This is a genomic window from Paenibacillus darwinianus (assembly GCF_000598065.1).
GTDB classification, from domain to species: Bacteria; Bacillota; Bacilli; order Paenibacillales; family Paenibacillaceae; genus Paenibacillus_I; species Paenibacillus_I darwinianus.
Genome location: NZ_KK082130.1, coordinates 32118 through 56248, shown reverse-complemented (window position 1 = coordinate 56248; position 24131 = coordinate 32118). Strand labels below are relative to the sequence as shown.

The following is a 24131-nucleotide window of genomic DNA, read 5'->3' as shown; positions in this document are numbered from 1 at the left end:
CCCGCCGCGGGCGGAGTGGCCGGCGCCCGTCGATCGTGGAAGCGGGCGAGCACCCCGATGAGCAGCCCGCTGCCGTAATGGGCGGCGGCCAGTATCGGGGCGAGCGCGGCATTATGGAAAAAACCGACCGATACGGCGCCGATCAGGAAGATCGGATCCGACGTCGTCGTAAAAGCGACGATCCGCTCCCCTTCGGCCTGAGTCACCTGTCCGCGCTCGCGCAGCTGCGCCGTCAGCCGGGCGCCGACCGGGTAGCCGGATAGGTAGCCCATCGCAACGACGAAGCCGGAAATGCCCGGCAGCCTGAAAAGCGGCCGCATGAGCGGGTCCATCAGCGTGCCGAAAAAATGCACGATGCCGAAGCCCAGCATCAGCTCCGAGAGGACGAAGAACGGAAAAAGCGCGGGGAACAGCACCTCCCACCAGATCGTCAGGCCGCGCACGGACGCTGACAGCGCAGCGGCCGGATAATAAAGCCCTAGCAGCAGGAGTGCAACGCACAGGAGTGCCGGCAGTGAAGCGGGACGCAATAAATACCGAAGCATGGGATACCTCCCTGAGCCGAGCAGTGATACTGATACGTATGTCGCACGTTGGACAAACATCCCATCTTTCGCTGGGGACCGCGTAATAAATTGTAATCAAACTGTAAAGATAGCGCTTGCAAAAATGGCTGTTTTTTCGACAATGCTATGGTACAATTAGATCATAATGAAACAAATGGAGTGATGAGTGATGAGCATTGTCGCCGGCATCCTCGTTTGCGCTTTCGTTTATGTGATCCAGCAGTCCCTGGTACGTCCCGGGGAGGAAGACTGGGAAGGCTATTGATTCTTGAATCCGGATAACCGTCTGCCCCGGCAGCGGTTCGGTTAGTGCCAAATAGAATGACAACATGAGAGGCAGCCGATCCCCGAAAGGAGGAGCGGCTGCTTTTTTTGACATTATGATGCGGTTATCGTTCGTCATCATCTTCCGGATCCTTTTTAGGCCGCTCGGAACGCAGCATCTTCATCGTCTGCTGCATCAACTCGTATTCACGGTCGTTCAGCGTCTCCAACCTGTCCACCCATTCCTTGAGGTTCTGCTTGACCTCCTCGACCGCGTCCGGTTTTTGCACCTGCTTGGAGCTGTATTCGATCCAATGGGTTGCCAGATTGGCCGTAATCGTGCCGATCATGCCGATCCCGGTAATCATAAGGAAAACGGCGATGATCCTGCCGCCGAGCGACACGGGCGAAATGTCGCCGTAGCCCACGGTAGTCGTCGTCACGATTGACCACCAGACGGCGTCGCCGAAGTTCTGGATGCGCTCATTCTCGCCCCGTTCGAGCATATAAATGCCGAAGGAGCTCCAGGTTATGACCACCGCCGTAAAGGCGAGAATACGCAGCAGCGCGGGTTGTCGGATCAAATGCCAGGCGAGGGGCGAGGTGCGGAGAAAAGCGATCAGCCGGATGAACCGCAGCAGCCGGATGAACCGGAAGGACGGATCGAGCGGGATGAGCGCGATTAATTCCCAGCCGTTTTTTCTGAAGAATGTGATGCGGTTGTCCGCTTTCCATACCCGCACGGCAAAATCGACGGCCAGAATGGTCATCACCGTCCAATCGAAAAATTCCAGCTGTTCGTTGCTTATTTGCGGGTGCGTATCCTGGGGAGCAATGACGATGATTCCGTAAGTCAGCATCAGCAAAATCATGACGATCTCGTAAACGACCTTTAAATACACTGCGCAGTCACCGCCTCATTGGATCCAATATTGTGATATAATTAACCGGCAAGCCGCAATGCGACAAGTTTCGCGTATCACGATCAGAATGAACGGAGCTATATAAACATGGACACTTATACCACTATATACGACGCGATCGGCGGAGCACCTGCCGTGCGGCGTCTTGTCGAAGCCTTTTATCCGAGAGTTCAGGCCGATCCGCTGCTGTCTCCGCTATTCCCGCAGGATATCACGCCGGTTTTGGAGAAGCAATATTTGTTTTTAACGCAATTTTTCGGCGGTCCGACGTTGTATTCCGACCAGAACGGACATCCGATGATGCGGGCGCGCCATCTCCCGTTTCCGATTACGAAACAGCATGCGGAGGCGTGGCTCGGCTGCATGCGTGGGGCGCTTGCCGAATGCGGGCTGCCGGAGGAGCTGCAAACGCTCCTGCTGGAGCGGCTGTCGGGACCTGCATACCATTTCATCAATACCGGCAACGGTGAGGAGGCATAGCGCATGGTCGAACCTTTATTTCAGGCAAAAATAACTTGCGTCTGCTGCAGCAGTATCTTTCTCAGCTCCCGCGTTCGCCCAAGCTTCAAGAAAGCGATTAAGACGGATACCGATTTCTGTATGTGGTACAAGGAAGAAGTGAACCCCGAGTATTATGTGGCCCGCGTATGTCCGATGTGCGGCTTTTCTTCGACCGAGAACTCGCTGCAGAAGCTGAACGAACGGCAGAAGAGCCTTTATTACAACAAGCTGGGCAACAGTTGGGCGCCTCGCGACTACGGCAATGAGCGAACATGGGAGCAAGCGATGGACACGTACAAGCTGGCTTTGCTATGCGCTCAGGCGGTGGGGGAGAAGGACCGTGTCATAGCCGGCCTGCTGCATCATATCGCATGGCTGTACCGGTATAAGGACAACAAGGAGCAGGAGCTGCGGTTTTTGCGCTTTGCGCTTGAGGCATATGTGAAGGTGTACGAAACGGAAGGCGAGTCGGTTAACAATACGAGGTTGATGTTTCTGCTCGGGGAACTGTACAAAAGGGTGGACGAGCCGTACGATGCGGTCAAATGGTTCGCGCGCGTCGTCAACGACAAAAAAATTACGGACGCCGGCATGATCCGCGCCTCCCGCGAGCAGTGGCAGAATTTGCGCGAGGAGATGCTTGTCAAAAAAATGGAGCTTCCCGAGGAAGTCGAGGAAGCGTAATCGGTCTTCTCCCCGGGGGAGACCGCAACAAAGCCTTTCGAGGATCGCAGGTTTAGGGAACCTGCGATCCTCGAAAGGCTTTTGTCGCTTGCGACGGTCTATCGACGCAATTCGGTGTCGGTTAGCAGATAATCGCGGTCGGCGTCGAGGACAGTCAGCTTGCCGCGGCAGCAGGGAAAAACGAGCAGCTTTTTGCGACCTGTCCGAATGTCCTCCAATTCGGGGGGACGCAGCGGGATGAGTACGTTATCGGCGCCGCAGAACGGGCAGGCCGGCACATAGATGTCGTTCATGATCCGGTCGTAAGGCCATGCGCGTTCGAAAGGAATCATGTGCGGGGGTCCTCCGGAGGTTTGTCCGATGCCGACGGTTCGCCATGGGCGTTTTTCGCTTCGGCGGCGGCCAGCTCTCCAAGCTTCTGAAGCAGAATATGGCGCGGCATATGCATAAGGTGCTCAATCGGCACATTCAGCTGCTTCGACAGCTTGATCGCGGTGTCGGGTGAAATTTGTAACGGTCCGGTCATGCAAAATCCTCCTTATGGTTTCCAACTGCTGGGATGCCAGCCGGGTGTCGTGTTATACTTTAAGTTATACAACGCCGACCGGATTTGCGCAAACGCGGAGGCCGGCTTCGTTCATTGCCGGCCGAATTCGGGTCGAGCACGCGTGCAGGGGAGCGATCGCATGGCAGCGTTACCGATGCGGTGGGAATTGGATTCGATTTACGAGGGCGGTTCGGGCTCGGAAGCTTTTGCCCGGGAGCTGGAGCAAGTGGAGAAAGATATCAAAGCGCTCATCTTGTCGCTGAAGGAAGCGCCGGACGTCACTGCGGAACGGCTGACGGAATGGACGGCGAGCGCCCAGTCGGTGCTCACAAGGATGCGGGAGGCGGGATCGTTCACGGCCTGCCTGACGGCGGCCAATACGGCCGACCGCCAAGCGGTCGCCGTGGACGATCGGGTCAAAAACGTGTTGGCCGACTTTCACGGCGCCATGACGGCCTACGACCGGGCTCTGGGACTGGCAAGCGACGAGCTTTGGCGCGAATGGCTGGCCGGCGGAACGGCCGGGGCAGCCGCGTTCTATGCGAACGAGAGGCGTGAGGCGGCGAAGGAGAAGCTGCCGCCGGAGCAGGAAGCGCTGGCCGCCGAGCTTGCCGTGAACGGCTATCACGGCTGGGGCGACTTGTACAACAATACGATTGTGGGGCGCGCCCGGTTTGAGGCGGCTGATGAGACCGGCGAGAAGAAGGTATACTCGGCGGGACAGCTGCACAATTTGCTGTCGCACGGTGATCGGGGCGTGCGCACGGAAGCTTTTCGCGTATGGGAAGAGGAGTGGGGCAGACAGGCGGAGCTGTGCGCCGACGCGCTGAACCGGATTGCGGGCTTCCGGCTCAAGCTGTATGAGCGCCGCGGCTGGCATTCCGTGCTGAAGGAGCCGCTGCAAATGAACCGCATGAGCGAGGATACGCTCCAGGCGATGTGGTCCGCGATCGGCGAAGGCAAGCCGGCGCTCGTGCGCTACATGGAGCGCAAGGCGAAGCTTTTCGGCCTGGAGCGGCTGGATTGGCACGACGTGGCCGCGCCTGTCGGATCGGCGTCGCCGAAGATGCCGTACGACGATGCGGCCGAGCTGATCGCGGACCGGTTCCGCGCGTTCAGTCCCGATATGGCGGATTTCGCGCTGCGGGCGTTCAGCGAAGGGTGGATCGAAGCGGAGGATCGGGCCGGCAAACGTCCGGGCGGATTCTGCACCTCGCTGCCGGTCAGCGGACAGACGCGGATTTTCATGACGTATTCGGGCACGCCGGACAACGTCTCCACGCTGGCGCATGAGCTCGGTCATGCCTATCATCAGCATGTAATGAACGATCTTCCGCCTTTTGCGCAGGAATATGCGATGAATGTGGCGGAAACCGCGTCGACCTTCGCGGAGCTGATCGTCGCCGATTCCGCCGTGGAGGCGGCGCAGGACCGCAATGAAAAGCTGGCGCTCCTGGACGATAAGCTCCAGAGCTCCGTCGCGTTTTTCATGAACATCCACGCGCGGTTTCTGTTCGAAACTCGATTCTACGAACGGAGACGCAGCGGTCTTGTGGCGGCGGACGAGCTCAGCGCGATGATGGAGGAGGCGCAGCGGGAAGCGTACGCAGAAGCGTTGGGTCTCGCTCATCCGAACTTCTGGGCATCCAAGCTGCATTTCTTTTTGACGGATGTGCCGTTCTACAATTTCCCGTACACCTTCGGGTATTTGTTCAGCGCCGGCATCTATGCGCGGGCGAAGGCGGAAGGTCCGGCTTTCGCCTCGCGTTACGTTGCGCTTCTGCGCGACACCGGCAGTATGAACGTCGAGGAGCTGGCCCGCAAGCATCTCGGCGTCCGATTGGACGACACCGCCTTCTGGCGGGAAGCCGTGGCCGGCACCGAGGCGGATGCAGCGCAGTTTCTGGCGATGACGGAATAAAACGGTGGCGTTCCGCTCGTGTCAGGCAAGGGCCGAGCTGCACCGCCCCTTTCGTCGTTCATTCGACATTTAGTGTGCCTTATATGATCGAAAATGTTGCGACAAAAATCGACTTTTCGGTCGCGAAGTGATTTTAATCATTGAATTCCCATGATTATTGTGTATTATATTTTTATGTGCTACATTATTTAATGGTATCGGTTAACATTGAAATAGGTGGGGATGGCAATCGAACTGACGGCAAGGCAAACGGAAATAATAAATTTAGTGAAAAGGCATGCCCCGATCACGGGTGAGTCACTGGCCGAATTGCTCGGCGTCAGTCGACCGACGCTCCGCTCCGATCTGGCGCTGCTCGTCATGCTCGGACTGCTGGACGCAAAGCCGAAGGTCGGTTATTTTCCGGGAACGGCTTATCAGGGCGGGGGCGACGCGTTAGCCGGATACAAGGCGCTGAAGGTCGGGGAGGTACAAGCCGTGCCCGTCAGCGTGGCGGATACGCAATCGGTGCACGACGCGGTGGTGGCGCTTTTCACGGAGAATGTGAACACGCTGCTTGTCGTCGATGCCGCTCAAAAGCTCGTTGGACTTGTAACTCCCAAGGACTTGCTCAAGGTAACGCTCGGCAATCCCAATGCGGATGCCATTCCGGTCAGTATGGTCATGACCCGCCTTCCTAATTTTGTTACGGTGAGTCCGGACGCTTATGTGGCGGACGCCGTTCGCAAAATGATCGCGCACGCGCAGGAATGCCTGCCCGTCGTGCGTGATTCGGAGGACGGGCGGGAGACGACCGGTTGGATAACGAACGCGCACGTCGTCGGTTTGTTCGGTGACATCGACTCGGCGGCGGATTGGGGAGGCGGGGGGAAGGCATGACGGATCAGCAAACGATTTATATATGCTCGGATGGCGTCGGAGAAACGGCGGAAGCGGTCGCGCAAGCGACGATGCGGCAGTTCGGCGGAGAAAGAATCCGGCTCAAGCGCTTCGCGCCGGTCAAGGACGAGGACGAAATTGCTCAGGTCGTGGAGGAAGCGGCGCGAACCGACGGCTTCATCGCCTTTACGCTTGTCCAGCCGGAGCTGCGCGAGATGATGCGGGAGGAAGCGGCCCGTCAAGGCGTGCGCGCCGTCGATGTGCTCGGACCGATGATGCAGGCTTACATCGATACGTTCAACGGCAGCCCGAAGCGCGAGCCCGGCTTGCTGCATACGCTGGACGACGATTACTACAAACGGATCGAAGCCGTGGAGTTCGCGGTTAAATTTGACGACGGCAAGGACGCAAGAGGGCTGCTGCAGGCGCAGGTCGTGCTGATCGGCGTGTCGCGCACATCGAAGACGCCGCTCAGCATTTATTTGGCGCACAGAGGCATTCGCGTCGCGAATCTGCCGCTTATTCCCGAGGTGAGGCCGCCGCAAGAGCTGGCTGCCGCGCCCGGCAAACTGATCGTGGGCCTGACGATGGAAGTCGAACATATGGCCCTGATTCGCAGCGAGCGGCTCAGGGAGATGGGCTTGCCCGAAACGGCTTCCTATGCCTCGGAGAAGCGCATCAGGGAAGAGCTTTCTTTTGCCGACGACGTCATGGATACGCTCGGCTGCAAGCGAATCGATGTTACTCGCCGCTCCATCGAGGAGACGGCCGCCATTATTTTACGCTGGTTGAATGAAATGCCCGAGAAGCGTTGAGTCATAACATAGGAGGCGTGTTCCAATGGAGAGAGAGCTTGCGCTTGAATTGGTGCGTGTGACCGAGCTCGCAGCGTTGTCGGCTTCTCCTTGGATGGGACGCGGAGACAAGAACAGCGCCGACGAAGCGGCGACGGAAGCGATGCGCCGGATGTTCGACTCCGTATCCGTACAAGGGACCGTCGTCATCGGGGAAGGAGAAATGGACGAGGCCCCGATGCTGTATATCGGTGAGAACGTCGGCAGCGGCAACGGCCCTGAGGTCGATGTCGCCGTCGATCCGTTGGAAGGCACCGATATCGTCGCCAAAGGGCTCAACAATGCGATGGCCGTGCTTGCCGTGGCGGGCAAAGGGCAACTGCTGCATGCGCCGGACATGTATATGGAGAAGCTCGCCTGCGGACCTGCGCTGGCCGGCAAGCTGAGCCTGAAAGATCCGGTGCGGACGACGGTCGAGAAGGCCGCGCTTGCGCTTGGGAAGCCGTTGTCGGATTTGACCATCATGATGCTGGACCGGAAGCGGCATGAACACATATTGACCGAGCTCCGGGAGGCGGGCGTCCGCATCAAGTTTCTGTCGGACGGCGATGTGGCCGGCGCGATGGCGCCGTGCTTTCCCGAAGCCGGCATCGATTTGTACGTCGGCTCCGGCGGAGCGCCGGAGGGCGTTATTGCGGCCGCGGCGATCAAATGTCTCGGCGGTGAGATCCAGGGCCGGCTTATGCCGGACAACGATGAGCAGTTCGAGCGCTGCATCGCGATGGGAATCAGCGATCCGCATCGTATTTTGACGATGGACGATATGGTAGGCACGGGCGACGTCATTTTTGCCGCGACCGGCGTTACGCCCGGGGAGTTTCTAGGCGGCGTCCGTTATTTGCCGGACCAGCGCGCCGAGACGCATTCCATGGTGATGCGCGCCAAAACGCGTACGATCCGCCATATCCGCTCGCTTCACTATTTGCCGAACAAGCAGCTGTACCGCAAGTAATGGCGGCAGGCGTGCTTTTTCGAATAAAGGTATCGCTTGATTGCAGGACACACGATGATAAGGAGAGCTGGGCAGGATGGAGCAGACATTTGTTATGGTGAAGCCGGACGGCGTAAGCAGAGGGCTGGTGGGCGCGGTGGTGTCGCGTTTCGAGAATAAGGGCTTGAAGCTGGCCGCAGTCAAACTGATGACGATCCCGCAGGAATTGGCGGAGCGCCATTATGGCGAGCATCGGGAAAAGAAGTTTTTCGGCGAGTTGGTCGAGTTCATCACATCCGGGCCGGTATTCGCCATGGTATGGGAAGGGCCGCAGGCCGTCAAAAATGCGCGTTCGATCATCGGCGCGACCAATCCTGCCGAAGCGGTGCCCGGATCGATACGCGGCGATTACGCGCTGATCGTGGACAGCAACATTGTGCACGGCTCGGATTCGCCGGAAAGCGCGCAGCGCGAAATCGGCTTGTTTTTTGGCTAATAGTTATGCACAATGTAAATGTTAACTGAAAAAATGGAAATGTAAGGGGAGAAGCCATGAAGTTCTTTTTGGACACTGCCAATGTGGAAGAGATCAAGCGGATCGCGAAGCTCGGACTGGTGGACGGCGTTACGACGAACCCGTCGCTGGTCGCGAAGGAAGGCCGGGATTTCAAAGAAGTGGTGCAGGAGATTTGCGGCATCGTATCCGGCCCCGTCAGCGCTGAGGTGATCGGCACCAAAGCGGACGACATGCTGAAGGAAGCGTTCGAAATCGCGGAATGGGCGCCGAACGTCGTCATTAAACTGCCGATGACCGAGGATGGCCTGTTTGCAACGCATGCTTTGGCCGAGAAGGGCATCAAAACGAACGTCACGCTGGTATTCTCCGCGGCCCAAGGCCTTATGGCGGCGAAGGCGGGAGCCACCTTTATCAGCCCGTTCGTCGGACGTCTCGACGACATCGGCACGGAAGGTATGAAGCTTGTCCAGGATTTGAACATCATCCTCACGAACTACGGCTTCACAACGGAGATTATCGCCGCCAGCATCCGCAATATCGGGCATGTCGAGCAGGCCGCTCTAGCCGGCGCGCACATTGCGACGATTCCGGGCTCGCTGCTGCCTTCGCTATGGAAGCATCCGCTGACCGACATCGGCATTGAGAAGTTTCTGAGCGATTGGAGCAAAATGCAGAAATAGACGGACTGGGCTTGATTGCTCGCACTTGCCTGCGATTTCCTTTGCCTGCGATTTCCTTGGTTGACGGTTTTTTGAGTCTGTGCTAAAGTAAAACCACAAATATCCATTTGACCCGAACGGAAGCACCGTTCACGGCCGCAGCTTTATGCTGCAGGCGTGAACGGTGCTTTTTTGCGTTTTGGAGAGAGGGGAGCGATGAGATGTTTCAATTGGCGGTTGCAGTGCGGGAGCAGGAGTATATCCGGCGGTTGGCCGATTATGTGCGGTCGTCGCCGTTTGGGCAGGAGTGGCGGATTACCGGATTCTCCTCCGCCGCATCGTTGAAGCAATATTTGAAAGGCGGATATCCGGTTGACCTGCTGCTTGTGCAGCCATGGCTTGCAGCGGAAGCCGAAGCGCACGGGGGCGGGATACCGAAGGCCCTGCTTGTGAGACGGACGGGTGAAGCCGGCTGTGTTTCGGAAGGCTGGATCGAGGTTCTGCAGTTTCAAGCCGTACCGAGGCTGCTGAGGCAACTGACCGCCGTGCGTGCCGAGGGAGGGGGGACACTGGTGAAACTGAGGGCATCCGGAGCAGGCCGCACGTCGATTATGGCCGTTTATTCGCCGGTCGGCGGGATAGGCAAAACGGCCGCTTCCCTTAATCTGGTTCAGCAAGCCGCGCTGCAGGGGATGAATGTGTTTTATCTGAACCTGGAGCCGTTTGAAGCAACGGACCTGGTGCTTGGGGTTGATGGCTCCAGCGACGAGGAGGGGCTCTCCGGGCTGTTGTATACGCTCAAGTCGCATCCCGGCGAGGCGGAAGCGGCTTTCAGGCGTCTCCGCCGGCACCATCCCGTCATGAAGGCGGATTATTTTGCCGGCGAAGCGCCCCCGGAGGAGAAGTATGCCCTTCAGTCGGAGGATACGGCCAAGCTGCTGCAGTCGATTGCGGATACGGGCGACTATGACCTTATTGTGGTCGACTTGGACAGCGCATTCTGCGAGGTCCATCTGTCTGTTTTTGAACGAAGCCGACATATTATGTGGCTGATCTCGCATGAGTTGCCCTCCTTGCGGAAAACCGAATCGGCACTCAGCTACGCCCGGCGTGCCTGGCCGGAGCGATTCGGTAACGCGGAGCGGAATATACGTTTCATCGCTTGCCGGCATATGGAAGGCGTGGGAACAACGAGACAGCCCGCCCGCAGCAATCTTCCGGTATTCGGCAAGCTGCCGTATGTTCCCGAGTGGCGTTCATTGGAGCAGCCGGGCCAGCTTCTTGCGTCCCGGACATACCGGGCAGCCGCTGCCGGACTGCTTGGCAAGCTAGGCTTGAAGGGGGAGGAATTCGTTGATTGGGGAAGAAACCGCACGGTTGCTGCGGAACCGCATTAAGGAAAAGCTCGATCTGTACGAGGCGGTAACGGATGAAGAACTGCTCAAGACCGTGGAGAACGTCGTGTTCGAGTGGGCCAGATTCAATCCTCTTACGGCGGCGGACAAGCATCAGGCGGTGCGGAGGCTGTTCCATTCGTTTCGCGGATTGGATATGCTGCAGCCGCTGTTGGACGATCCGACCGTGACGGAAATTATGATTAACGGTCATGAGCATATTTTTATTGAGCGGGGAGGGGTGATCGAGAAGGCTGACCGCGTTTTCGAGAGCAAGGAACGGTTGGAGGATTTGATCCAGGCCGTTGTGGGCGGCGTGAACCGCGTTGTGAATGAATCGTCGCCGATCGTCGACGCCAGGCTGACCGACGGTTCCCGCATTCATGCGGTGCTTCCGCCAATCGCGTTGCAAGGGCCGATTCTGACGATACGGAAATTTCCCGAGCGACCGCTGCAGATGGACGGCTTGGTCAACTCCGGAACGATTTCGGCAGAGGCCGCAGATTTGCTCGCCGGGTTGGTCCGCTCACGATACAACATACTGATCAGCGGCGGCACTGGCACCGGAAAGACGACATTTCTTAACGCGCTTTCAAGCTTCATCCCGCGGGAGGAGCGGGTGATAACGATCGAGGATTCCGCCGAGCTGCAAATAAGAAACGTTCGGAATCTCGTGTCTCTGGAGACGCGAAACGCCAACACGGAGGGACGGGGCGAAGTGACGGTGCGCGATTTGATCCGGGCTTCGTTACGAATGCGGCCCGACCGCATTATCGTCGGAGAAGTGCGTGGGGGCGAGGCGATCGATATGCTTCAGGCGATGAATACCGGACATGACGGAGCTCTCACGTCTGCCCACGCAAACGGCCCGAAGGATATGCTGGCCCGGTTGGAGATGATGGTGCTATCCGCGTCTGAGCTTCCGTTGTCCGCGATTCGCGGGAGCATCGGCTCTGCGCTGGACATACTGGTCCATCTTTCACGGCTGCGGGACGGCACCCGCCGGGTAACGGATATCGCGGAGGTGACGGGTTGCACGAAGGGTGAGGTGGAGATTAACCCGCTTTTCCGCTTTGAAGAGGAGCATGGGAGAGACGGAAAGGTCGGCGGGCGTCTTGTGGCGACAGGCAACCCGCTGGTGCATACCCGAAAGTGGCGGCTTGCCGGTCTCAGTTTCGAGCCGGAGACAGGCCGGATATCGCTGTGAGGCGGCTTTCCCGGCTGCAGTACGGTATGGCACTGGCGGCGGGGGGAATAGCCGGATATGCGGCCGGCTATCTGTTCTACAGCTCGGTCTGGATCGCATTGCTCTTCAGTCCCTTGGGCTTAATGACGCCGCGGTGGCTGCGCAAGGAGCTTGCCGTTATGCGGAAGCGGAGGATGGCGCTGCAGTTTAAGGAAGCGCTGCAGTGCATCGCATCCTCGCTTTCCGCGGGTCGGTCGGTTGAAAATGCGATTATCACCGTGCCTGACGAGCTGCGAACGGTTTTTCCCGATCCGCGCACGGAAATTAGGGTGGAGTTCGAGAGAATCCGGTCCGGCATCCGCACCGGCGATAATCTGGAGGCTTGTCTTCGCGCCTTCAGCGATCGAGTGGGACTGGAGGAAATCGCAAGGTTCTGCGATGTTTTGGCGATTGCCAAGCGTTCCGGGGGCGACATGGTGGCCATCGTCCGGCGATCGGCTGGGGCGATCGGCGAGAAACTTGAAGTCGAACGCGAAATTTCAGTTATGGTGGCTCAGAAGCGGTTTGAGGCCCGGATCATGATGGCGGTGCCGTTTGTGTTTATGGCCGTTCTCTCATGGGCGGCTCCCGACTATCTGGCGCCGCTGCGTCAGGGAATGGGATATGCGGTTGTGACGGTCGCGCTGATTATGCTTGTCGGCTGCATTTATTTAATTCATAGGTGGATGTCGTTTGAAGTGTAACTACAGTCGACGATGGAGAGGAGTGCCGCCGGATGGTCGTCGTGGCGTTGCTGTTGATGGGGCTGTGGGTGGCGGCGGTGCCTGCCGCATGGAGACGGGGCAAGCGAAGTGCGGGGAGGAGGACCAAGGGAGCGGCTGCCTTCGAGGAGCTTTTATTGGTTATGCCGTTTCTGTATTTGTTGGAGAGAGGCCAATTATTCGCGGCGCTTTCGGGGTTCACGTCGGCCGTTCAGGCAAAGCTGGTTCTTGTGCGCGGTGAGGAGACGAGCGCTGCTGCCGGCAAGCAATTGCTGGCCGGTGCTGCGGGAGCGGGCTATGCGGTGTTTACCGCCATGACAGCGCTTGGCTCGGCGGTAGATGAGCCGGCGTTACTGACAATGGGTTTGGTTCTGGCTGTACTGCTGCCGGTCGTCCGTATTCGTGCTTTATACCGCCAGGTGGAGGAACGCCGGAGACAGATCGTTCAGGCGCTGCCCGATATGCTCGGAACGCTGATGCTGCTCGTCGGAGCGGGTGAGACGGTCCAGCAGGCGTTGTTCCGGTGCATGGGGCACGGCAAACCCGATCACCCGCTGTATAACGAGCTTCGGAGGACTCTCCACTCAATACGCAACGGCGAGCCTTTCGGACAGGCCATGGAGGGATTCGGGCGCAGGTGCGGGGTTCGGGAGGTGTCGGTCTTTACCGCGGTGCTGCTGTTGAATTGTCGCAAGGGAGGCGACAGCTTTGTTTTGGCGCTGCGGGAGCTTTCGTTCACCTTGTGGGAGAAACGGAAGGCGGTGGCGCGCACGCGCGGCGAGGAGGCTTCCTCGAAGCTCGCTTTTCCGCTGGTAGGAATCTTTATGCTGCTTATGATATTGGTCGGAGCGCCGGCTTTGCTGTCGCTGTCTTAACGGAATCGGACGAGGAGGAAATTGCATGCTGTACGCATTATGGAGGGCACCGCTTCGGCGGCTGTGGAGGTCCGAGGAGGGACTGGGTACGCTTGAGGTCATATTGATTATTGCGGTCGTTATTATTATTGCCTTGCTGTTTAAGGACTGGATCATACAACTTGTCGAGAATTTAATGGGTAAAGCGGATGAACAAGCGGATAAAATATTCGTCTGACCGTGCCGCGGCCCGGCGAATCTGGCGGGATGAACGGGGCAGTGCGGTTCTGGAGTCATCGGCTGTTCTGCCTCTATTAATCATTTCTATTCTACTGCTTATGCTGATGAGTTTGCTTGTGTACGAGCGGGTGGTCCTGTATTACTCCGCGTCGGCGGCCGGAGAGAGGGTTGCCTTCCGGTGGGATAACAGCAGCCGCGATCCGATTTCCGGCATTGCGCCGGCAGGCCGGTATGACGCTTTGTATTGGAGGCTTGGCGATGACGATATGCTTGACGGCGTATTTGGCCCCTTTACGGGCAAGCAGTCCGATAATCGGTTGGCGCTGCCGCTGTCGCAGACGGACGTTTCGCCGGGCGAGTCGCTGCCGGTGCGCAAAATGAAGCCGTCTGCAGGCCGGGTTGCGGTTTCCTATAACGGAGACATGGAATATCAACGGACGCCGATGCTTCGGCGGGTGGTCGTTCGCCTGTCCTCGTCCGTGGTGATGGGGCAGATTGCCAGGCTTTCCGGCAGATCGAATAGCCGTGTCAAAGCCTCTTCCGTAATCATTGATCCGGTTGAATTCATCCGGAACGTCGATTTGGCGAGATATTATGCGGTGAAATTCGGCAGCGGCCGAACGGCAGCGGACAAGCGCGCAAAAGCGACTGCCATATTGAGCGAGCGGAAGGCCGTCACCGGCGCAACGGAGGGAGGAACCTCATGAGGAGGCGCTGCGGCTTTATCCGCAGCAGGCAGGGTTCTGTGTCGGTTTATATGATTTCGGCCGCTGCCGCCGTTTTTTTGTTCATGTCGGTGCTCATCGACTATGCCAGAATTTATGCGTTCGAGAAAATGACGGAAACGGCCGTTTACGCGGGTACAAGGTCTGTGCTTTCCGCTTACGATGACGCATTGTATACCAGATATGGCCTGTTTGGAAGAGGCGGCACTGAGAGCGACGGGATTTTTCAACAGGCGGTGGGGGGGACGCTGTCGCCGCCGGCATCGGGATTGGTATCGGGATCGGAGTCGGGGTTGAGGTCGGATGACGTGTTTCGGTTGCTGAATCCGCGTGTGGAGGACGCGCGTGTCAATGCCGGTGTGCCGCTCGGCAGGCATGATGTTCTGAAGCGGCAGATACTGGAGGAGATGAAGTATAAAGCGCCGGTTGATTTCGCGATGGAGCTTGCCGCCAGGTTCCGGCCGCTCTCCGGCGCCATGAAGGAAGCGTCGAGGACGGTGGGTTTACTGGAACTGCTTCGAGGTCTTTATGATCAGAGGCAAGCCCGATTGCTGGCCGCAGTCGCTTATCAAGCGGATGCGGCCAAGGCGCTCTCCTCATCCGGTGTGAACGCGATGATACCCGCAGGACGCACCGCAGCCGCACCGGCAAGCGAGGGTACGGCTTTTGCGGTGGCAGACGGTTTCGCCTCCTACCGGGAATGGATAAATGCAGACGCCGGGCGGACGGATGAAGGGGAGCCGATCAATAAAACAGCAATAGAAGACTATGCGCAATCTGCGCGTGACGCAACTGCCGCACTCCGTCAGTCAATAAGAAAGGCGTCAGCCTTGCACGGTCGTTTGTTGGGGGTTGTCGCGCAAGAGCTTGAGGCGGCGGAGGCGCTTAACGGCCGTATGGAGGCTGCGGTGAGGCAGGCGGAAAGCGACGGTCAAGGCAAAGGCTTTGAGCGGCTTGGCGGAAGCCGATCGGTCGGGGCGGGAGGAAGTACCGGGGGTCCAGGCGCGCAAGAGGCCGATATGACGGATGTCCGTTCCAAGACGCAAAAGCTGCTGCTGCCGAGAGACTGGTTTGTCGGCTATCGTTCCGAGCTCGAAAGCCAAGGCATGGCGCTGGCGGCGTTGGACGCGAAAGCCGGTAGCTTTCAATCTGCGGTTTCCGCCTCGCTGCTTTCGCCGGATTTCGGCTCGGGCGCCATGCTCCGCGAAGGGGCGGTAAGCTTGGCCGGAGCCTATACGAAATATGAATCAAGTTATCTGCTTTCCGGCGGTCTTATTCAGGAGAGAGAAAGAATGATTCGAAGCGGTCAGGCTGCGGACAACCAGCGACAAGCTTTGGACAAGCAGACGGATGCCAAATGGAGCGAGGCGCGAAAACTGTTGCAAAAAATATCGCTGCTCCCCCGAGGCAGTGAAGCTGCGGACGGTTTTCGAAAGCTGGGAGAACTGTTCGAGACGAACAGCAGGTGGAATAAGGCCGCCGGGTCGGGAACGGGCACGGAAAAGAGACGGGACGCGGCAGACCGGTTGCCGGACGTCTCGGATGCGATGAACGAAGCGGAAGGATTGTTCGGCGGGATGGCCGATATGATGACGGAAATGAGAGATGAATTATATGTGAATGAGTATGCCGTTCATCGTTTTGTGCCATTCGACCCGATTAAGCTGCGGCAGATGGTCGTCGAATCCGGCGGTTCAGCGGGGCCGGAAGCTGCTCGTGCGATGGCGGTTCCGAATCAGGAGACCGAATATATCGTGTACGGCCAGCCTGACCCGACAGCCAATTTGGTTGGAGCTTTCGGGGAGCTGTTTACGGTGCGGCTGGCGATCAGGACGATGGAAGGGTTAATTCAATCCCGCGCAATGGGTCATCCGCTCGTCATTTTGTCCGCCGCGGTTTTGTACGGGTTGGAGAAAGCGATGGAGGATATGGCGGCACTGTTTTCGCGCGGTTCAACCCCTTTGTCCAAATATGCGGACATCGAGGTGCCGTATGCGGATTACTTGCGGTTGTTTTTACTTCTTCGCGCTAATGAGCCGGAGAAGCTGTCGCGCATTGCCGCATTAATCGAATTCGGCACTGGGTATGGCCTGCTGACTGTGCCGGCGGCGGTATCGGGGGAAATGAAGGCATCGGTGCGATTATGGTTTCTGCCCGGTCTGATGCGAACGTTCGGCAAGGCCGGAATTTTGCGAGGAAGGGTTGTCGGAAACCGGTATGAAACGACGAGAACCGCATCCGCTTCGTATTAAGGTATTTTGGAACGAGCGGGGAAGCATGGCGCTGGAAGCCTCGATTATCCTCCCGGTATTTCTGTTTGTGCTGCTTTTGCTCATATTTATGATACGTCTTGCTGCGGCGCAGATGGCGCTCCAGGATGCCGCTTCTCAGGTGTCTCTTATGACTGCGGCCCATATCCGTCCGGCTTCGTTGGCGGCTGGCGCCGCTGCGGGCGGTCTGCCGGCATTGCCTCAGCTGCCTCTGGGGGATATTGCCCCGCTTGCCGCCGAGCTCGCCAATCGCCTGCCGGCGCCTGCCGGACCACTGCTTGCCGCCGCGCTGGAAGGCGACTGGCAGCCATTGGCGGAGGCAGCGTCAACGCCGCTCGCAGTTGCCGTATTCGAGCCGCTCGTCCGTGAGCTCGCAGAGACCTCGATATTGTCGGCGGAGCGGGTGAGTCTGCGCAGCTTATCTCTACCAGATGTGCAGAAGCGAGAACAGCCTTTTGTCAGGGTGGAGCTTGCTTATGATTTTCCCCTCGGCTTTCCTTTTACGAAGCGGGATATCCGAATAACCGCCAGCGCGAGGGAGCGGGCATGGGTAGGCGATCCGCGGCCTGCATCCGCTGCGGGTACGGGAGCCCGGAATAGGTCCGCCATCACGCTGCTGTCGCTTGAGCCTTCTCCGCTTCGCCCCGGACGCAAGGCGAAGCTGGTGGCCGTTGCCGCTCCTGGCGAGACGGTATCGCTGCAAGTCCGCTATAAAAGCGGAAACAGCAAGGCAAAGCACGTAGGCGATGCTCAGGTCGGAGCTGACGGACTTGTGACATGGGAATGGCTCGTATCCGGCAATACGACACCAGGGACTTGGGAGCTGACCGCCACGGGACGCGACGGCGCTTCGGCGGGCATGCTTTTTGTGGTAGAGAAGAAAGGGAGGAGCGTGTCGTGAATATGGCGTTTGCCGAAGTCGGGGCGGTCGTGCTGCTGTCCGTGGCTTTTGTGTTTGATATACGCTACATGACTATTCCAAACCGGCTGACCGTAACTTCGTTTGCGGGCGGCTGTGTTTATCAAGCGCTCGCGGGTGGGTGGCCGGGATTAACATCCGCCATCTATGGAGCGGCTGTCGGCTTCTTCGTTATACTGCTGCTGTATGGGCTGAAAGCGGTAGGCGCCGGCGACGTAAAGCTGTTCGGCGCGTTGGGCGCTTGGGTTGGTCCCTCCGAGGTATGGTACTGCGCCGTTTATGCGGTAATGATCGCAGGTGTATACGGCATCGTTCTCCTGACGCTGCGCCGTCCGTTTTTGCGCCGCCGGCTGGCTCAGAGACCGACGTTGCCAGCCGCATGGATCGTATTGGACGAAGAAACCGGACTGCCATCGGGCCGACTGCGGTTTCCATTCATGCTGGCGGTTGCGCCCGCTGCGGCAGCCTTATGGTTTTTGTAGCCTGTGAAAGGAGGAGGTTGGAGATGGAACCGTTTAAAGTGGACTTTACCATGCAGCGCGGCCATGAAATGCTTTTGCGCAAGGAACCGGAGCTGTCCCGCAGAGATTTGGATGAAATCGATCTGCATATGCTGCAGGCGGAACGGATTCCGCGTCTGCTTGCGGTTGACTGGCTTGACGTGGATGGAGGAATCACATTCCGCTACTGCATTTCGGGAAGACGCATGGTATCGCAAAAGCTGCTATCCCGTACGCTTTCAATGACGGAATACTACGCGCTGCTGCTTGGGGTCGTGGAAGCGGTCGACGAGTGCCGTCATTATTTGCTGCGTGAAGCATGCTGTCTGCTTGACGATAAATTTATATATGTCGGCGATAGCTGGGACGATATCCGGCTTGCTTATGTGCCGCTGCGCGACGGTATACCGGGCCGCCCGTTAAAAGAAGCGCTGCTCGGGCTGGCGGTTCGCTGGATCGCCCGCGTACCTAATGTCAACGGAGATGGACTGCAAAAGGTGTTGAATATTCTGGAGGATACAGGCGCTACGCTGAGCGCTGTCCGAGCGCGATTGCTTGATTTAATCGGACAGCCGTTCACAACTGGCGAGAAGACAGAGGCCAATTTGGCCGTCAACAGCTCTTTTAAGCTAACGGCAGTCGGTACGGGGGCGGCCGGCGGAGATGCACTACCGGATGAGGAAGGGAAGCTTTTTAGCGGCGCCGGCGTGTTTGCCGGAAAAGAATCATTCCCGATCATCCAGACTGTCGGCGGTGAAGCCTATTCGCAGGAATTTAACGACCCGGACGATGACGATTGGGAGCCGACCAGGGTCAACCGGGCCGATGCGGCCCGGGCCAAATGGCTGACCGGAGCGGTAACGGCAATCGCGTGTGCTGTCGTATGGCGGTTCGTTTACATGGCAGCGCCGAGCCTGAGTTTTTTTATGATCAGCGGCGGTTTGTCGCTTGTGATTGCTTGGGGCTTCCTGATTGTATGGAAACGTTTGGATGTGGAAAAGCCGGCAGAGGCGTTCTCGAATCGTTTTTCCGGGCGGGTAGGAAGCGTTTTGGCCGATACAGCCGATACAGCCGTTTATTCAGAACGAGAAAAGCTCGCTTCCCGAAGGCATGTTCCAACCGCCGAAGGGACTTCTCGGTGGAGGGAGCCGGGGAGTGAGGAGACGCCCGGGGCCTTCTCGGAAGCTGCGGAAAAGGAGGTGTCATTACCGGAAGCGGACGCAGACCGGAATATGCCGAAGGATGAAACGGTATACCTGGGAAGGCAAGCCGGTGGGAATCGGATGGAAGATTCGATAAGCTTGTTGCGTGAGCATGCGGGGATTACCGATTCGTTCCCGCTGGCAGAGGGGAAATTGGTCATCGGCCGAACTGCGGGGTTTTCCCAAATCGTAGATGGGTCTGAAGGAGTGTCGCGAACCCATCTCGAAATCGAGCAATCAGCAAACAAGTTCGTGGTGCGGGATTTGAATTCCCGGAACGGGAGCTGGTTGAATGGCGAGCAAATGGTGCCGTACAAATCATATGAGCTTAAACGGGGAGATGAACTAAGGCTGGCAGGTTTGTCCGGCCCGAAATATGCTTTGCAGGGGTAGGTGCCCCATGCTATGCTGAAAACAGGAGTTGATGAGCGGATGAATGAGCAATTGATTGAAATGAAAGAACTGCTGATCGGCATAAAGGGTCACTTGGATGTAATAGATGGCCGCTTCGATGCAATGGATCGTCGTTTTGACGCAATGGATGGTCGTTTTGACGCAATGGATGGTCGCCTGGATGCAATGGACGGTCGTCTTGACGCTATGGACCGTCGCCTGGATGCAATGGACGGGCGCTTGGAGGCTACGGACGGTCGCTTGGATAGAACGGAAAACATGTTGGGGCAATTGATTGGGATGGTTGGAGCGAACAATACGGAATTGCAGAACATGAAATTTGCCATGTCTTCCACAAAACAAGAATTAAAGCAGGAAATCTCGGATGTGAAACGAGAGTTGAAGCAGGAAATATCCGAAACTCGGTCAGAGCTGGGAGCTAAGATAGACAAGCTGGCCGAAGGGCAGGAGAGGCATGAGTATATATTGGAAGTGCTCTCTAAACGGTCGATCGAGCAGGAATCCTACATCGAACGGATATTACGGAATCGTTAATCGCCGTCAACCATACGGAAAGCCGACCGCCCGATGGCGATCGGCTTTCCGTATTAATTGCCAACAAGATCACGCATGGCACTGTCGACGTCAGGAAAACGGAACTGGAAGCCGGCATCGAGCGCGGTTGTTGGCAAAGCTTTCTGGCCTTCAAGTAGAAGAACCGCCATCTCGCCGAACAGCGCCTTCATCAGGAATGCCGGAACGGGAAACCAATGCGGGCGCTTCATTGCTCTGCCGATCGCTCGCCCGAACTCGTCGCTCGTCACAGGCTCGGGAGACACGGCGTTGACAGGCCCGGATATCCGTTCATTGTCAAGGCTGAAAAGGATGAGCCTTATCATATCCTCTAGATGAATCCATGGTATCCATTGCTTGCCGCTGCCGATGCGGCCGCCGCTGAACAAACGGTACGGCAATACCATCTTAGGGAATGCGCCCCCTCCATTGTCGATGAGAAGGCCGGCACGCAGCTTCACCATCCGTTCGACGGGAATCCGGTCGGCTGCTTCCTCCCACTTGGCGACGACGGATGACAGAAAATCCACAACCCGTTGCGGGCTGCGCTCGTCAAACGTTTCCGTCAATGATGTGCCGTAATAGGATACACCCGAGGCATTGACGACAATACGGGGCTTGGACTTCAGTGCCGATACCAAGGTTGCGATTCGCGAGGCAGCCGTCAAACGTGATTGAAACACGCGTTCTTTCGCCGCATCGGTCCAGCGCTGGTCAATCGATTCGCCTGCCAGATTGACGATAGCCTCGGTCCCTTCCAGGCGATCCGGCGACTCCTCTAGCTGTTTCCATGTGATGACCTGCAAACGGGCATGCCGCTGCTTCACGCTTTCGGCTGAGCGGGTCACAATCCAAACCTCGTCCCCGCGTCCGAGCAGTCCCTTCACCAACGCAGAACCGATAAAACCGGTTCCTCCAGTCACCGCTACCCGCATACCCGACACGCTCCTTAGGCTCCCATACCATTTAACCCCCGCCGTCTGCGCGGGAAGGGGGTTAGTGAGGTCGGCTCGTTCCTGCTCTGTTTTTGCTTTGTTCCTGCTCTATTTCTGCTCTATTTCTGCTCTATTAGGGGTCTATGTCTCCAACCTGCTGAAACAACCTTAGCCCTACTGGAGCCTAATATCGGCCAGCCAAAGCTGCTTCACTTTCTCGCCGCCGTTGTCGATTTCTTTTTCTGTGTATTCAAAAGCGACCTTGGCGTCCATTTCCAAACCGGACACGACCTCAGCCAGCTTGTCATCGATTTGGAATGCCTGCGGGCCTTCAGCCGTGTCGATCTCGACGGAATGGGAGTCGATTTGACCCGTATAAGTGCCGGTTCCTTCCAGGACGATGCCGGATGCGTCGCTGTCGGCGGTCGAATTGTTGACGGATGTATCATTATCCGACGTACCGGCATTCGCATTTGCAGCATCGTTCGAAGCGCTCGTGCCGCCGGATCCGTTAGCGGTTTGATCCGCCGGATCCGGAGCGGTCGCTCCTGAAGCCGGATCGTTGTCTTCCGCGGACGGATTGGCAACATTCGAGTTGGTTGTGCTTGTGTTATTTCCGCTGCCGCATGCGGTAACCAGCGCCGCCGCCAACAGGATGGTCGCCGCTATTCCCGCCTTCCGAAAGGCGTTTCTTCGTGAGTTTGCTGCTTGGTTTGTCATGGGGTAACCCACCTCCTGCTTTCTATAACGATTGTTTACCCTTGAAGGTTCCAACCCGACCCAAATTGCAACGTGAAAAGCAACAGAGGAATAGGAGCGAAGGCGTGGAACATGGCACATATGGAAAAAACGGCGGGACTTATGAAGACCCTCCGTTCATTTGTTCAGCATATGCTTGTACGGCGAATAGTCGATGTTATTCTTATCCAGAAATATCGTCAGACTCCGATAATCGCGGGCCGGAGTGGCGAGTATATACCCTTCGATGCAATGGGCGCGCGTCACTTCGCTGGCGTTGCTCTCGATCGCAACCTGGCCGATGCGCGCGGCGATCGAATGCTTGGCGATGTCGCGGAACGCCTGAGGAACCGGAGACACCAGTTGGTCCAGAAAAGCCTTCGAATCGTCGGTCCAGAGCGGACGGCTGCGTTCGACCCAGTAATTTTGCCAATCGAGCTTGGACTTGCCGTCGCGCATCGGCAGCACCTTCATGAACTTGCGGAACATGAAAAAGCCGCCGATCGACATGAAGACGACCATGACAGCCGCCCAGAACACGATTAAATAGATAAACCCGCCGTTCCACGAATCCATTCTCGCTCACCTCTATGTTGCATTATAACCGATTCCCGCAGCAATTTCGACCGCGCGGCGCGGCTGCGGCAAGTTTGGCTTTTTCGCTTCCGCAAGTTCTGTTAGAATGAAGATGATGCCCTGAAAGGAGCGGTTATTCGGATGTTAAAAATCGGTTCACACGTATCTTTATCGGACAAGGGGCTGTTGACCGCCGCGCAGGAAGCGGTGTCCTACGGCTCAAGCTCGTTCATGATTTATACCGGCGCCCCGCAGAATACGCGGCGCAAGCCGATTGAGGATTTATATATCGAGGAAGGCAAGGTTGTCATGGAGGCGAACGGCATCGACGAAATTGTCGTGCATGCGCCTTATATCATTAATCTCGGCTCTTACAAGGAAGACACGTTCGAACTGGCTGTGCGCTTCCTGCAGGAGGAGATTCGGCGCACGCACCGGATCGGCGTAAAAAATATCGTGCTTCACCCGGGCGCTTATACAGACAAGGACGCGGAATACGGCATTGCCCGCATAGCGGAAGGCCTTAACGAGGTGCTCGACGGGACAAGGGAAACGGACGTCAACATCGCGCTTGAGACGATGGCGGGCAAAGGCACCGAAATCGGACGCTCGTTCGAAGAGATCGCGGCTATTATCGATAAGGTGAAGGACAATGACCGTCTGACCGTCTGTATGGATACGTGCCACATGAACGATGCCGGCTACGACCTGATCGACGATCTGGACGGTACGCTTGCGGAATTCAACCGGATCGTCGGTTTGGACCGGGTTGCGGTCGTGCACATCAACGATACGAAAAATCCGCGGGGCGCCGGCAAGGACCGCCACGCTCCCGTCGGCGCAGGCTTTCTGGGCCATGAGGCGATCAGCCGCATCGTGCATCACGAACTGCTCGCGGGACGTCCTTTCATTCTGGAGACACCGTGGATCGGCAAGGAAGACAAGACAAGCCGTCCGATGTACGAAACGGAGATTGCGCTCTTGCGGGGCGACGCGATGGAGCGGTTCGGCGGCGGATTTTTCGACCATGTCGAGCGTCTGCACCATTTCTTCGGGAAGGAATCGATCGACCACCGCGCTTACGTGCTGTCGGTTTGGGATACGCTCAAGAATGACGCGAAGGCGAAAAAAGCGGATCCGCGCGAGCCGATGGATCGTCTTTACGACCTCGTGGTCGAGAACCGGGTACTGCCGGAGGATTTGACCGAAGAGAAGATCAATCAGCGCATTACGGCGTGGTTTGCGGGCAAGCAGCTGCTTGTGAACGCGTAACCGACGTACGGAAGGGAAGGAAGTTATCACTCATGCAGTCCAATGTATATCAGACCCAGCAATCCATGAACAGCGACAACAACAACCGCGCCCGGATGCTCATCTCATGCCCGGACCGGCCGGGGATCGTGGCGGCCGTCTCCCAGTTTCTGTACGAGCACGGCGCGAACATCGTCCAGTCGGACCAATATACGATGGACCCCGAGGGCGGCATGTTTTTCATCCGGTTCGAATTCGATTTGCAGGAGCTGGATAAGCAGCTTCCGATTCTCCAAGAGGACTTCACCCGGGTGGCGGACCGTTTCGATATGAAATGGCACACGTTCCGCGCAAGCCGGAAGAAGCGG

The 24131-nt window shown here is 57.6% G+C and carries 28 protein-coding genes; 21 read left to right on the top strand and 7 right to left on the bottom strand.

Annotation, left to right across the window (positions count from 1 at the left end; genetic code table 11):
- A partial coding sequence (locus tag BG52_RS01985; RefSeq protein WP_036666751.1) for a nucleoside recognition domain-containing protein occupies positions 1–545 on the bottom strand: 545 nt, incomplete at its 3' end.
- A gap of 410 nt (positions 546–955) precedes the next feature.
- The gene (locus BG52_RS01980; RefSeq protein WP_036586423.1) at positions 956–1732 is read right to left on the bottom strand and encodes a potassium channel family protein; all 777 of its coding nucleotides are present in this window, start codon (positions 1730–1732) and stop codon (positions 956–958) included.
- A gap of 108 nt (positions 1733–1840) precedes the next feature.
- Here BG52_RS01980 and BG52_RS01975 point away from each other — a divergent pair, with 108 nt between their 5' ends.
- Together BG52_RS01975 and BG52_RS01970 are read left to right on the top strand one after the other, a co-directional pair.
- The gene (locus BG52_RS01975; protein WP_036586421.1) at positions 1841–2233 is read left to right on the top strand and encodes a globin domain-containing protein; all 393 of its coding nucleotides are present in this window, start codon (positions 1841–1843) and stop codon (positions 2231–2233) included.
- A 3-nt stretch (positions 2234–2236) separates the two neighbouring features.
- Complete coding sequence (locus BG52_RS01970; RefSeq protein WP_036586419.1) at positions 2237–2938, top strand: DUF2225 domain-containing protein; 702 nt, start codon at positions 2237–2239, stop codon at positions 2936–2938.
- 98 nt (positions 2939–3036) lie between these two features.
- Here the strand turns inward: BG52_RS01970 and BG52_RS01965 are convergent, their stop codons facing one another.
- Positions 3037–3270 carry a hypothetical protein gene (locus BG52_RS01965; protein ID WP_036586418.1) on the bottom strand — a complete coding sequence of 78 codons (234 nt, stop codon included), beginning with the start codon at positions 3268–3270 and terminating at the stop codon, positions 3037–3039.
- Positions 3267–3464 carry a YycC family protein gene (locus BG52_RS01960; protein WP_036586416.1) on the bottom strand — a complete coding sequence of 66 codons (198 nt, stop codon included), beginning with the start codon at positions 3462–3464 and terminating at the stop codon, positions 3267–3269. Before BG52_RS01960 ends, BG52_RS01965 begins: the two co-directional genes overlap by 4 nt.
- A 160-nt stretch (positions 3465–3624) precedes the next feature.
- Between BG52_RS01960 and BG52_RS01955 the strand changes: the two genes are divergently transcribed.
- The 17 genes from BG52_RS01955 (at position 3625) to BG52_RS14725 (ending at position 20245) form a co-directional block, all read left to right on the top strand.
- On the top strand, positions 3625–5406 hold the full coding sequence (locus BG52_RS01955) for a M3 family oligoendopeptidase (RefSeq protein WP_036666747.1): 1782 nt from the start codon (positions 3625–3627) through the stop codon (positions 5404–5406).
- Between the two features lie 222 nt (positions 5407–5628).
- Positions 5629–6285 (top strand): CBS domain-containing protein, encoded by a 657-nt coding sequence (locus tag BG52_RS01950; protein ID WP_036580165.1) that lies wholly within the window; start codon positions 5629–5631, stop codon positions 6283–6285.
- Positions 6282–7100 carry a pyruvate, water dikinase regulatory protein gene (locus tag BG52_RS01945; RefSeq protein WP_036580168.1) on the top strand — a complete coding sequence of 273 codons (819 nt, stop codon included), beginning with the start codon at positions 6282–6284 and terminating at the stop codon, positions 7098–7100. Before BG52_RS01950 ends, BG52_RS01945 begins: the two co-directional genes overlap by 4 nt.
- A 25-nt stretch (positions 7101–7125) precedes the next feature.
- On the top strand, positions 7126–8091 hold the full coding sequence (gene glpX / locus BG52_RS01940; protein WP_036580172.1) for a class II fructose-bisphosphatase: 966 nt from the start codon (positions 7126–7128) through the stop codon (positions 8089–8091).
- A 76-nt stretch (positions 8092–8167) separates the two neighbouring features.
- Entirely contained in the window at positions 8168–8566 is a 399-nt protein-coding gene (gene ndk / locus BG52_RS01935) for a nucleoside-diphosphate kinase (protein WP_036580177.1), read from the top strand.
- Between the two features lie 56 nt (positions 8567–8622).
- Entirely contained in the window at positions 8623–9267 is a 645-nt protein-coding gene (gene fsa, locus BG52_RS01930) for a fructose-6-phosphate aldolase (RefSeq protein ID WP_036580181.1), read from the top strand.
- A gap of 200 nt (positions 9268–9467) precedes the next feature.
- Positions 9468–10643 (top strand): P-loop NTPase family protein, encoded by a 1176-nt coding sequence (locus BG52_RS01925; protein WP_036580183.1) that lies wholly within the window; start codon positions 9468–9470, stop codon positions 10641–10643.
- Complete coding sequence (locus BG52_RS01920; protein ID WP_036580264.1) at positions 10603–11847, top strand: TadA family conjugal transfer-associated ATPase; 1245 nt, start codon at positions 10603–10605, stop codon at positions 11845–11847. The genes BG52_RS01925 and BG52_RS01920 overlap by 41 nt, the downstream gene beginning before the upstream one ends.
- 26 nt (positions 11848–11873) lie before the next feature.
- Positions 11874–12569, top strand: coding sequence for a type II secretion system F family protein (locus BG52_RS01915; protein WP_051587575.1), 696 nt, complete (start codon positions 11874–11876; stop codon positions 12567–12569).
- A gap of 32 nt (positions 12570–12601) precedes the next feature.
- On the top strand, positions 12602–13462 hold the full coding sequence (locus BG52_RS01910; RefSeq protein WP_036580186.1) for a type II secretion system F family protein: 861 nt from the start codon (positions 12602–12604) through the stop codon (positions 13460–13462).
- Between the two features lie 25 nt (positions 13463–13487).
- Complete coding sequence (locus tag BG52_RS01905; protein ID WP_036580188.1) at positions 13488–13679, top strand: Flp1 family type IVb pilin; 192 nt, start codon at positions 13488–13490, stop codon at positions 13677–13679.
- On the top strand, positions 13651–14388 hold the full coding sequence (locus BG52_RS01900) for a hypothetical protein (RefSeq protein WP_144340704.1): 738 nt from the start codon (positions 13651–13653) through the stop codon (positions 14386–14388). Before BG52_RS01905 ends, BG52_RS01900 begins: the two co-directional genes overlap by 29 nt.
- Positions 14385–16658 (top strand): hypothetical protein, encoded by a 2274-nt coding sequence (locus BG52_RS01895; RefSeq protein WP_036580193.1) that lies wholly within the window; start codon positions 14385–14387, stop codon positions 16656–16658. The genes BG52_RS01900 and BG52_RS01895 overlap by 4 nt, the downstream gene beginning before the upstream one ends.
- A gap of 25 nt (positions 16659–16683) precedes the next feature.
- On the top strand, positions 16684–17577 hold the full coding sequence (locus BG52_RS01890) for a TadE/TadG family type IV pilus assembly protein (protein WP_036715811.1): 894 nt from the start codon (positions 16684–16686) through the stop codon (positions 17575–17577).
- Positions 17578–17579: 2 nt separating this feature from the next.
- Positions 17580–18077 (top strand): A24 family peptidase, encoded by a 498-nt coding sequence (locus BG52_RS01885; RefSeq protein ID WP_036580268.1) that lies wholly within the window; start codon positions 17580–17582, stop codon positions 18075–18077.
- Between the two features lie 23 nt (positions 18078–18100).
- Positions 18101–19690 (top strand): DUF6382 domain-containing protein, encoded by a 1590-nt coding sequence (locus BG52_RS01880; protein ID WP_036580198.1) that lies wholly within the window; start codon positions 18101–18103, stop codon positions 19688–19690.
- 39 nt (positions 19691–19729) lie between these two features.
- Complete coding sequence (locus BG52_RS14725) at positions 19730–20245, top strand: hypothetical protein (protein ID WP_051587571.1); 516 nt, start codon at positions 19730–19732, stop codon at positions 20243–20245.
- 53 nt (positions 20246–20298) lie between these two features.
- Here the strand turns inward: BG52_RS14725 and BG52_RS01870 are convergent, their stop codons facing one another.
- The 3 genes from BG52_RS01870 to BG52_RS01860 form a co-directional block, all read right to left on the bottom strand.
- A complete protein-coding gene (locus tag BG52_RS01870; protein ID WP_036580201.1) occupies positions 20299–21198 on the bottom strand; it encodes a TIGR01777 family oxidoreductase in 900 nt (299 codons plus the stop codon).
- 174 nt (positions 21199–21372) lie between these two features.
- Positions 21373–21918 carry a hypothetical protein gene (locus tag BG52_RS01865; RefSeq protein WP_036580203.1) on the bottom strand — a complete coding sequence of 182 codons (546 nt, stop codon included), beginning with the start codon at positions 21916–21918 and terminating at the stop codon, positions 21373–21375.
- 156 nt (positions 21919–22074) lie between these two features.
- Positions 22075–22512: a DUF2621 family protein gene (locus BG52_RS01860; protein WP_036580206.1), complete on the bottom strand. Its 438-nt coding sequence runs from the start codon at positions 22510–22512 to the stop codon at positions 22075–22077.
- A gap of 141 nt (positions 22513–22653) precedes the next feature.
- On the opposite strand from BG52_RS01860, the gene BG52_RS01855 reads away from it, so the two are divergent.
- Complete coding sequence (locus BG52_RS01855; RefSeq protein ID WP_036580209.1) at positions 22654–23784, top strand: deoxyribonuclease IV; 1131 nt, start codon at positions 22654–22656, stop codon at positions 23782–23784.
- A 32-nt stretch (positions 23785–23816) separates the two neighbouring features.
- Positions 23817–24131: ACT domain-containing protein (locus BG52_RS01850; RefSeq protein ID WP_036666742.1), on the top strand; the 315-nt coding region annotated here is incomplete at its 3' end.

Coding starts and splice junctions, on each gene's coding strand:
- BG52_RS01975 (WP_036586421.1), top strand. CDS start 1,841: ATGGACACTTATACCACTATATACGACGCGATCGGCGGAGCACCTGCC.
- BG52_RS01970 (WP_036586419.1), top strand. CDS start 2,237: ATGGTCGAACCTTTATTTCAGGCAAAAATAACTTGCGTCTGCTGCAGC.
- BG52_RS01965 (WP_036586418.1), bottom strand. CDS start 3,270: ATGATTCCTTTCGAACGCGCATGGCCTTACGACCGGATCATGAACGAC.
- BG52_RS01960 (WP_036586416.1), bottom strand. CDS start 3,464: ATGACCGGACCGTTACAAATTTCACCCGACACCGCGATCAAGCTGTCG.
- BG52_RS01955 (WP_036666747.1), top strand. CDS start 3,625: ATGGCAGCGTTACCGATGCGGTGGGAATTGGATTCGATTTACGAGGGC.
- BG52_RS01950 (WP_036580165.1), top strand. CDS start 5,629: ATGGCAATCGAACTGACGGCAAGGCAAACGGAAATAATAAATTTAGTG.
- BG52_RS01945 (WP_036580168.1), top strand. CDS start 6,282: ATGACGGATCAGCAAACGATTTATATATGCTCGGATGGCGTCGGAGAA.
- glpX (WP_036580172.1), top strand. CDS start 7,126: ATGGAGAGAGAGCTTGCGCTTGAATTGGTGCGTGTGACCGAGCTCGCA.
- ndk (WP_036580177.1), top strand. CDS start 8,168: ATGGAGCAGACATTTGTTATGGTGAAGCCGGACGGCGTAAGCAGAGGG.
- fsa (WP_036580181.1), top strand. CDS start 8,623: ATGAAGTTCTTTTTGGACACTGCCAATGTGGAAGAGATCAAGCGGATC.
- BG52_RS01925 (WP_036580183.1), top strand. CDS start 9,468: ATGTTTCAATTGGCGGTTGCAGTGCGGGAGCAGGAGTATATCCGGCGG.
- BG52_RS01915 (WP_051587575.1), top strand. CDS start 11,874: ATGGCACTGGCGGCGGGGGGAATAGCCGGATATGCGGCCGGCTATCTG.
- BG52_RS01910 (WP_036580186.1), top strand. CDS start 12,602: ATGGTCGTCGTGGCGTTGCTGTTGATGGGGCTGTGGGTGGCGGCGGTG.
- BG52_RS01905 (WP_036580188.1), top strand. CDS start 13,488: ATGCTGTACGCATTATGGAGGGCACCGCTTCGGCGGCTGTGGAGGTCC.
- BG52_RS01900 (WP_144340704.1), top strand. CDS start 13,651: ATGAACAAGCGGATAAAATATTCGTCTGACCGTGCCGCGGCCCGGCGA.
- BG52_RS01895 (WP_036580193.1), top strand. CDS start 14,385: ATGAGGAGGCGCTGCGGCTTTATCCGCAGCAGGCAGGGTTCTGTGTCG.
- BG52_RS01890 (WP_036715811.1), top strand. CDS start 16,684: ATGGCGCTGGAAGCCTCGATTATCCTCCCGGTATTTCTGTTTGTGCTG.
- BG52_RS01885 (WP_036580268.1), top strand. CDS start 17,580: ATGGCGTTTGCCGAAGTCGGGGCGGTCGTGCTGCTGTCCGTGGCTTTT.
- BG52_RS01880 (WP_036580198.1), top strand. CDS start 18,101: ATGGAACCGTTTAAAGTGGACTTTACCATGCAGCGCGGCCATGAAATG.
- BG52_RS14725 (WP_051587571.1), top strand. CDS start 19,730: ATGAATGAGCAATTGATTGAAATGAAAGAACTGCTGATCGGCATAAAG.
- BG52_RS01870 (WP_036580201.1), bottom strand. CDS start 21,198: ATGCGGGTAGCGGTGACTGGAGGAACCGGTTTTATCGGTTCTGCGTTG.
- BG52_RS01865 (WP_036580203.1), bottom strand. CDS start 21,918: ATGACAAACCAAGCAGCAAACTCACGAAGAAACGCCTTTCGGAAGGCG.
- BG52_RS01860 (WP_036580206.1), bottom strand. CDS start 22,512: ATGGATTCGTGGAACGGCGGGTTTATCTATTTAATCGTGTTCTGGGCG.
- BG52_RS01855 (WP_036580209.1), top strand. CDS start 22,654: ATGTTAAAAATCGGTTCACACGTATCTTTATCGGACAAGGGGCTGTTG.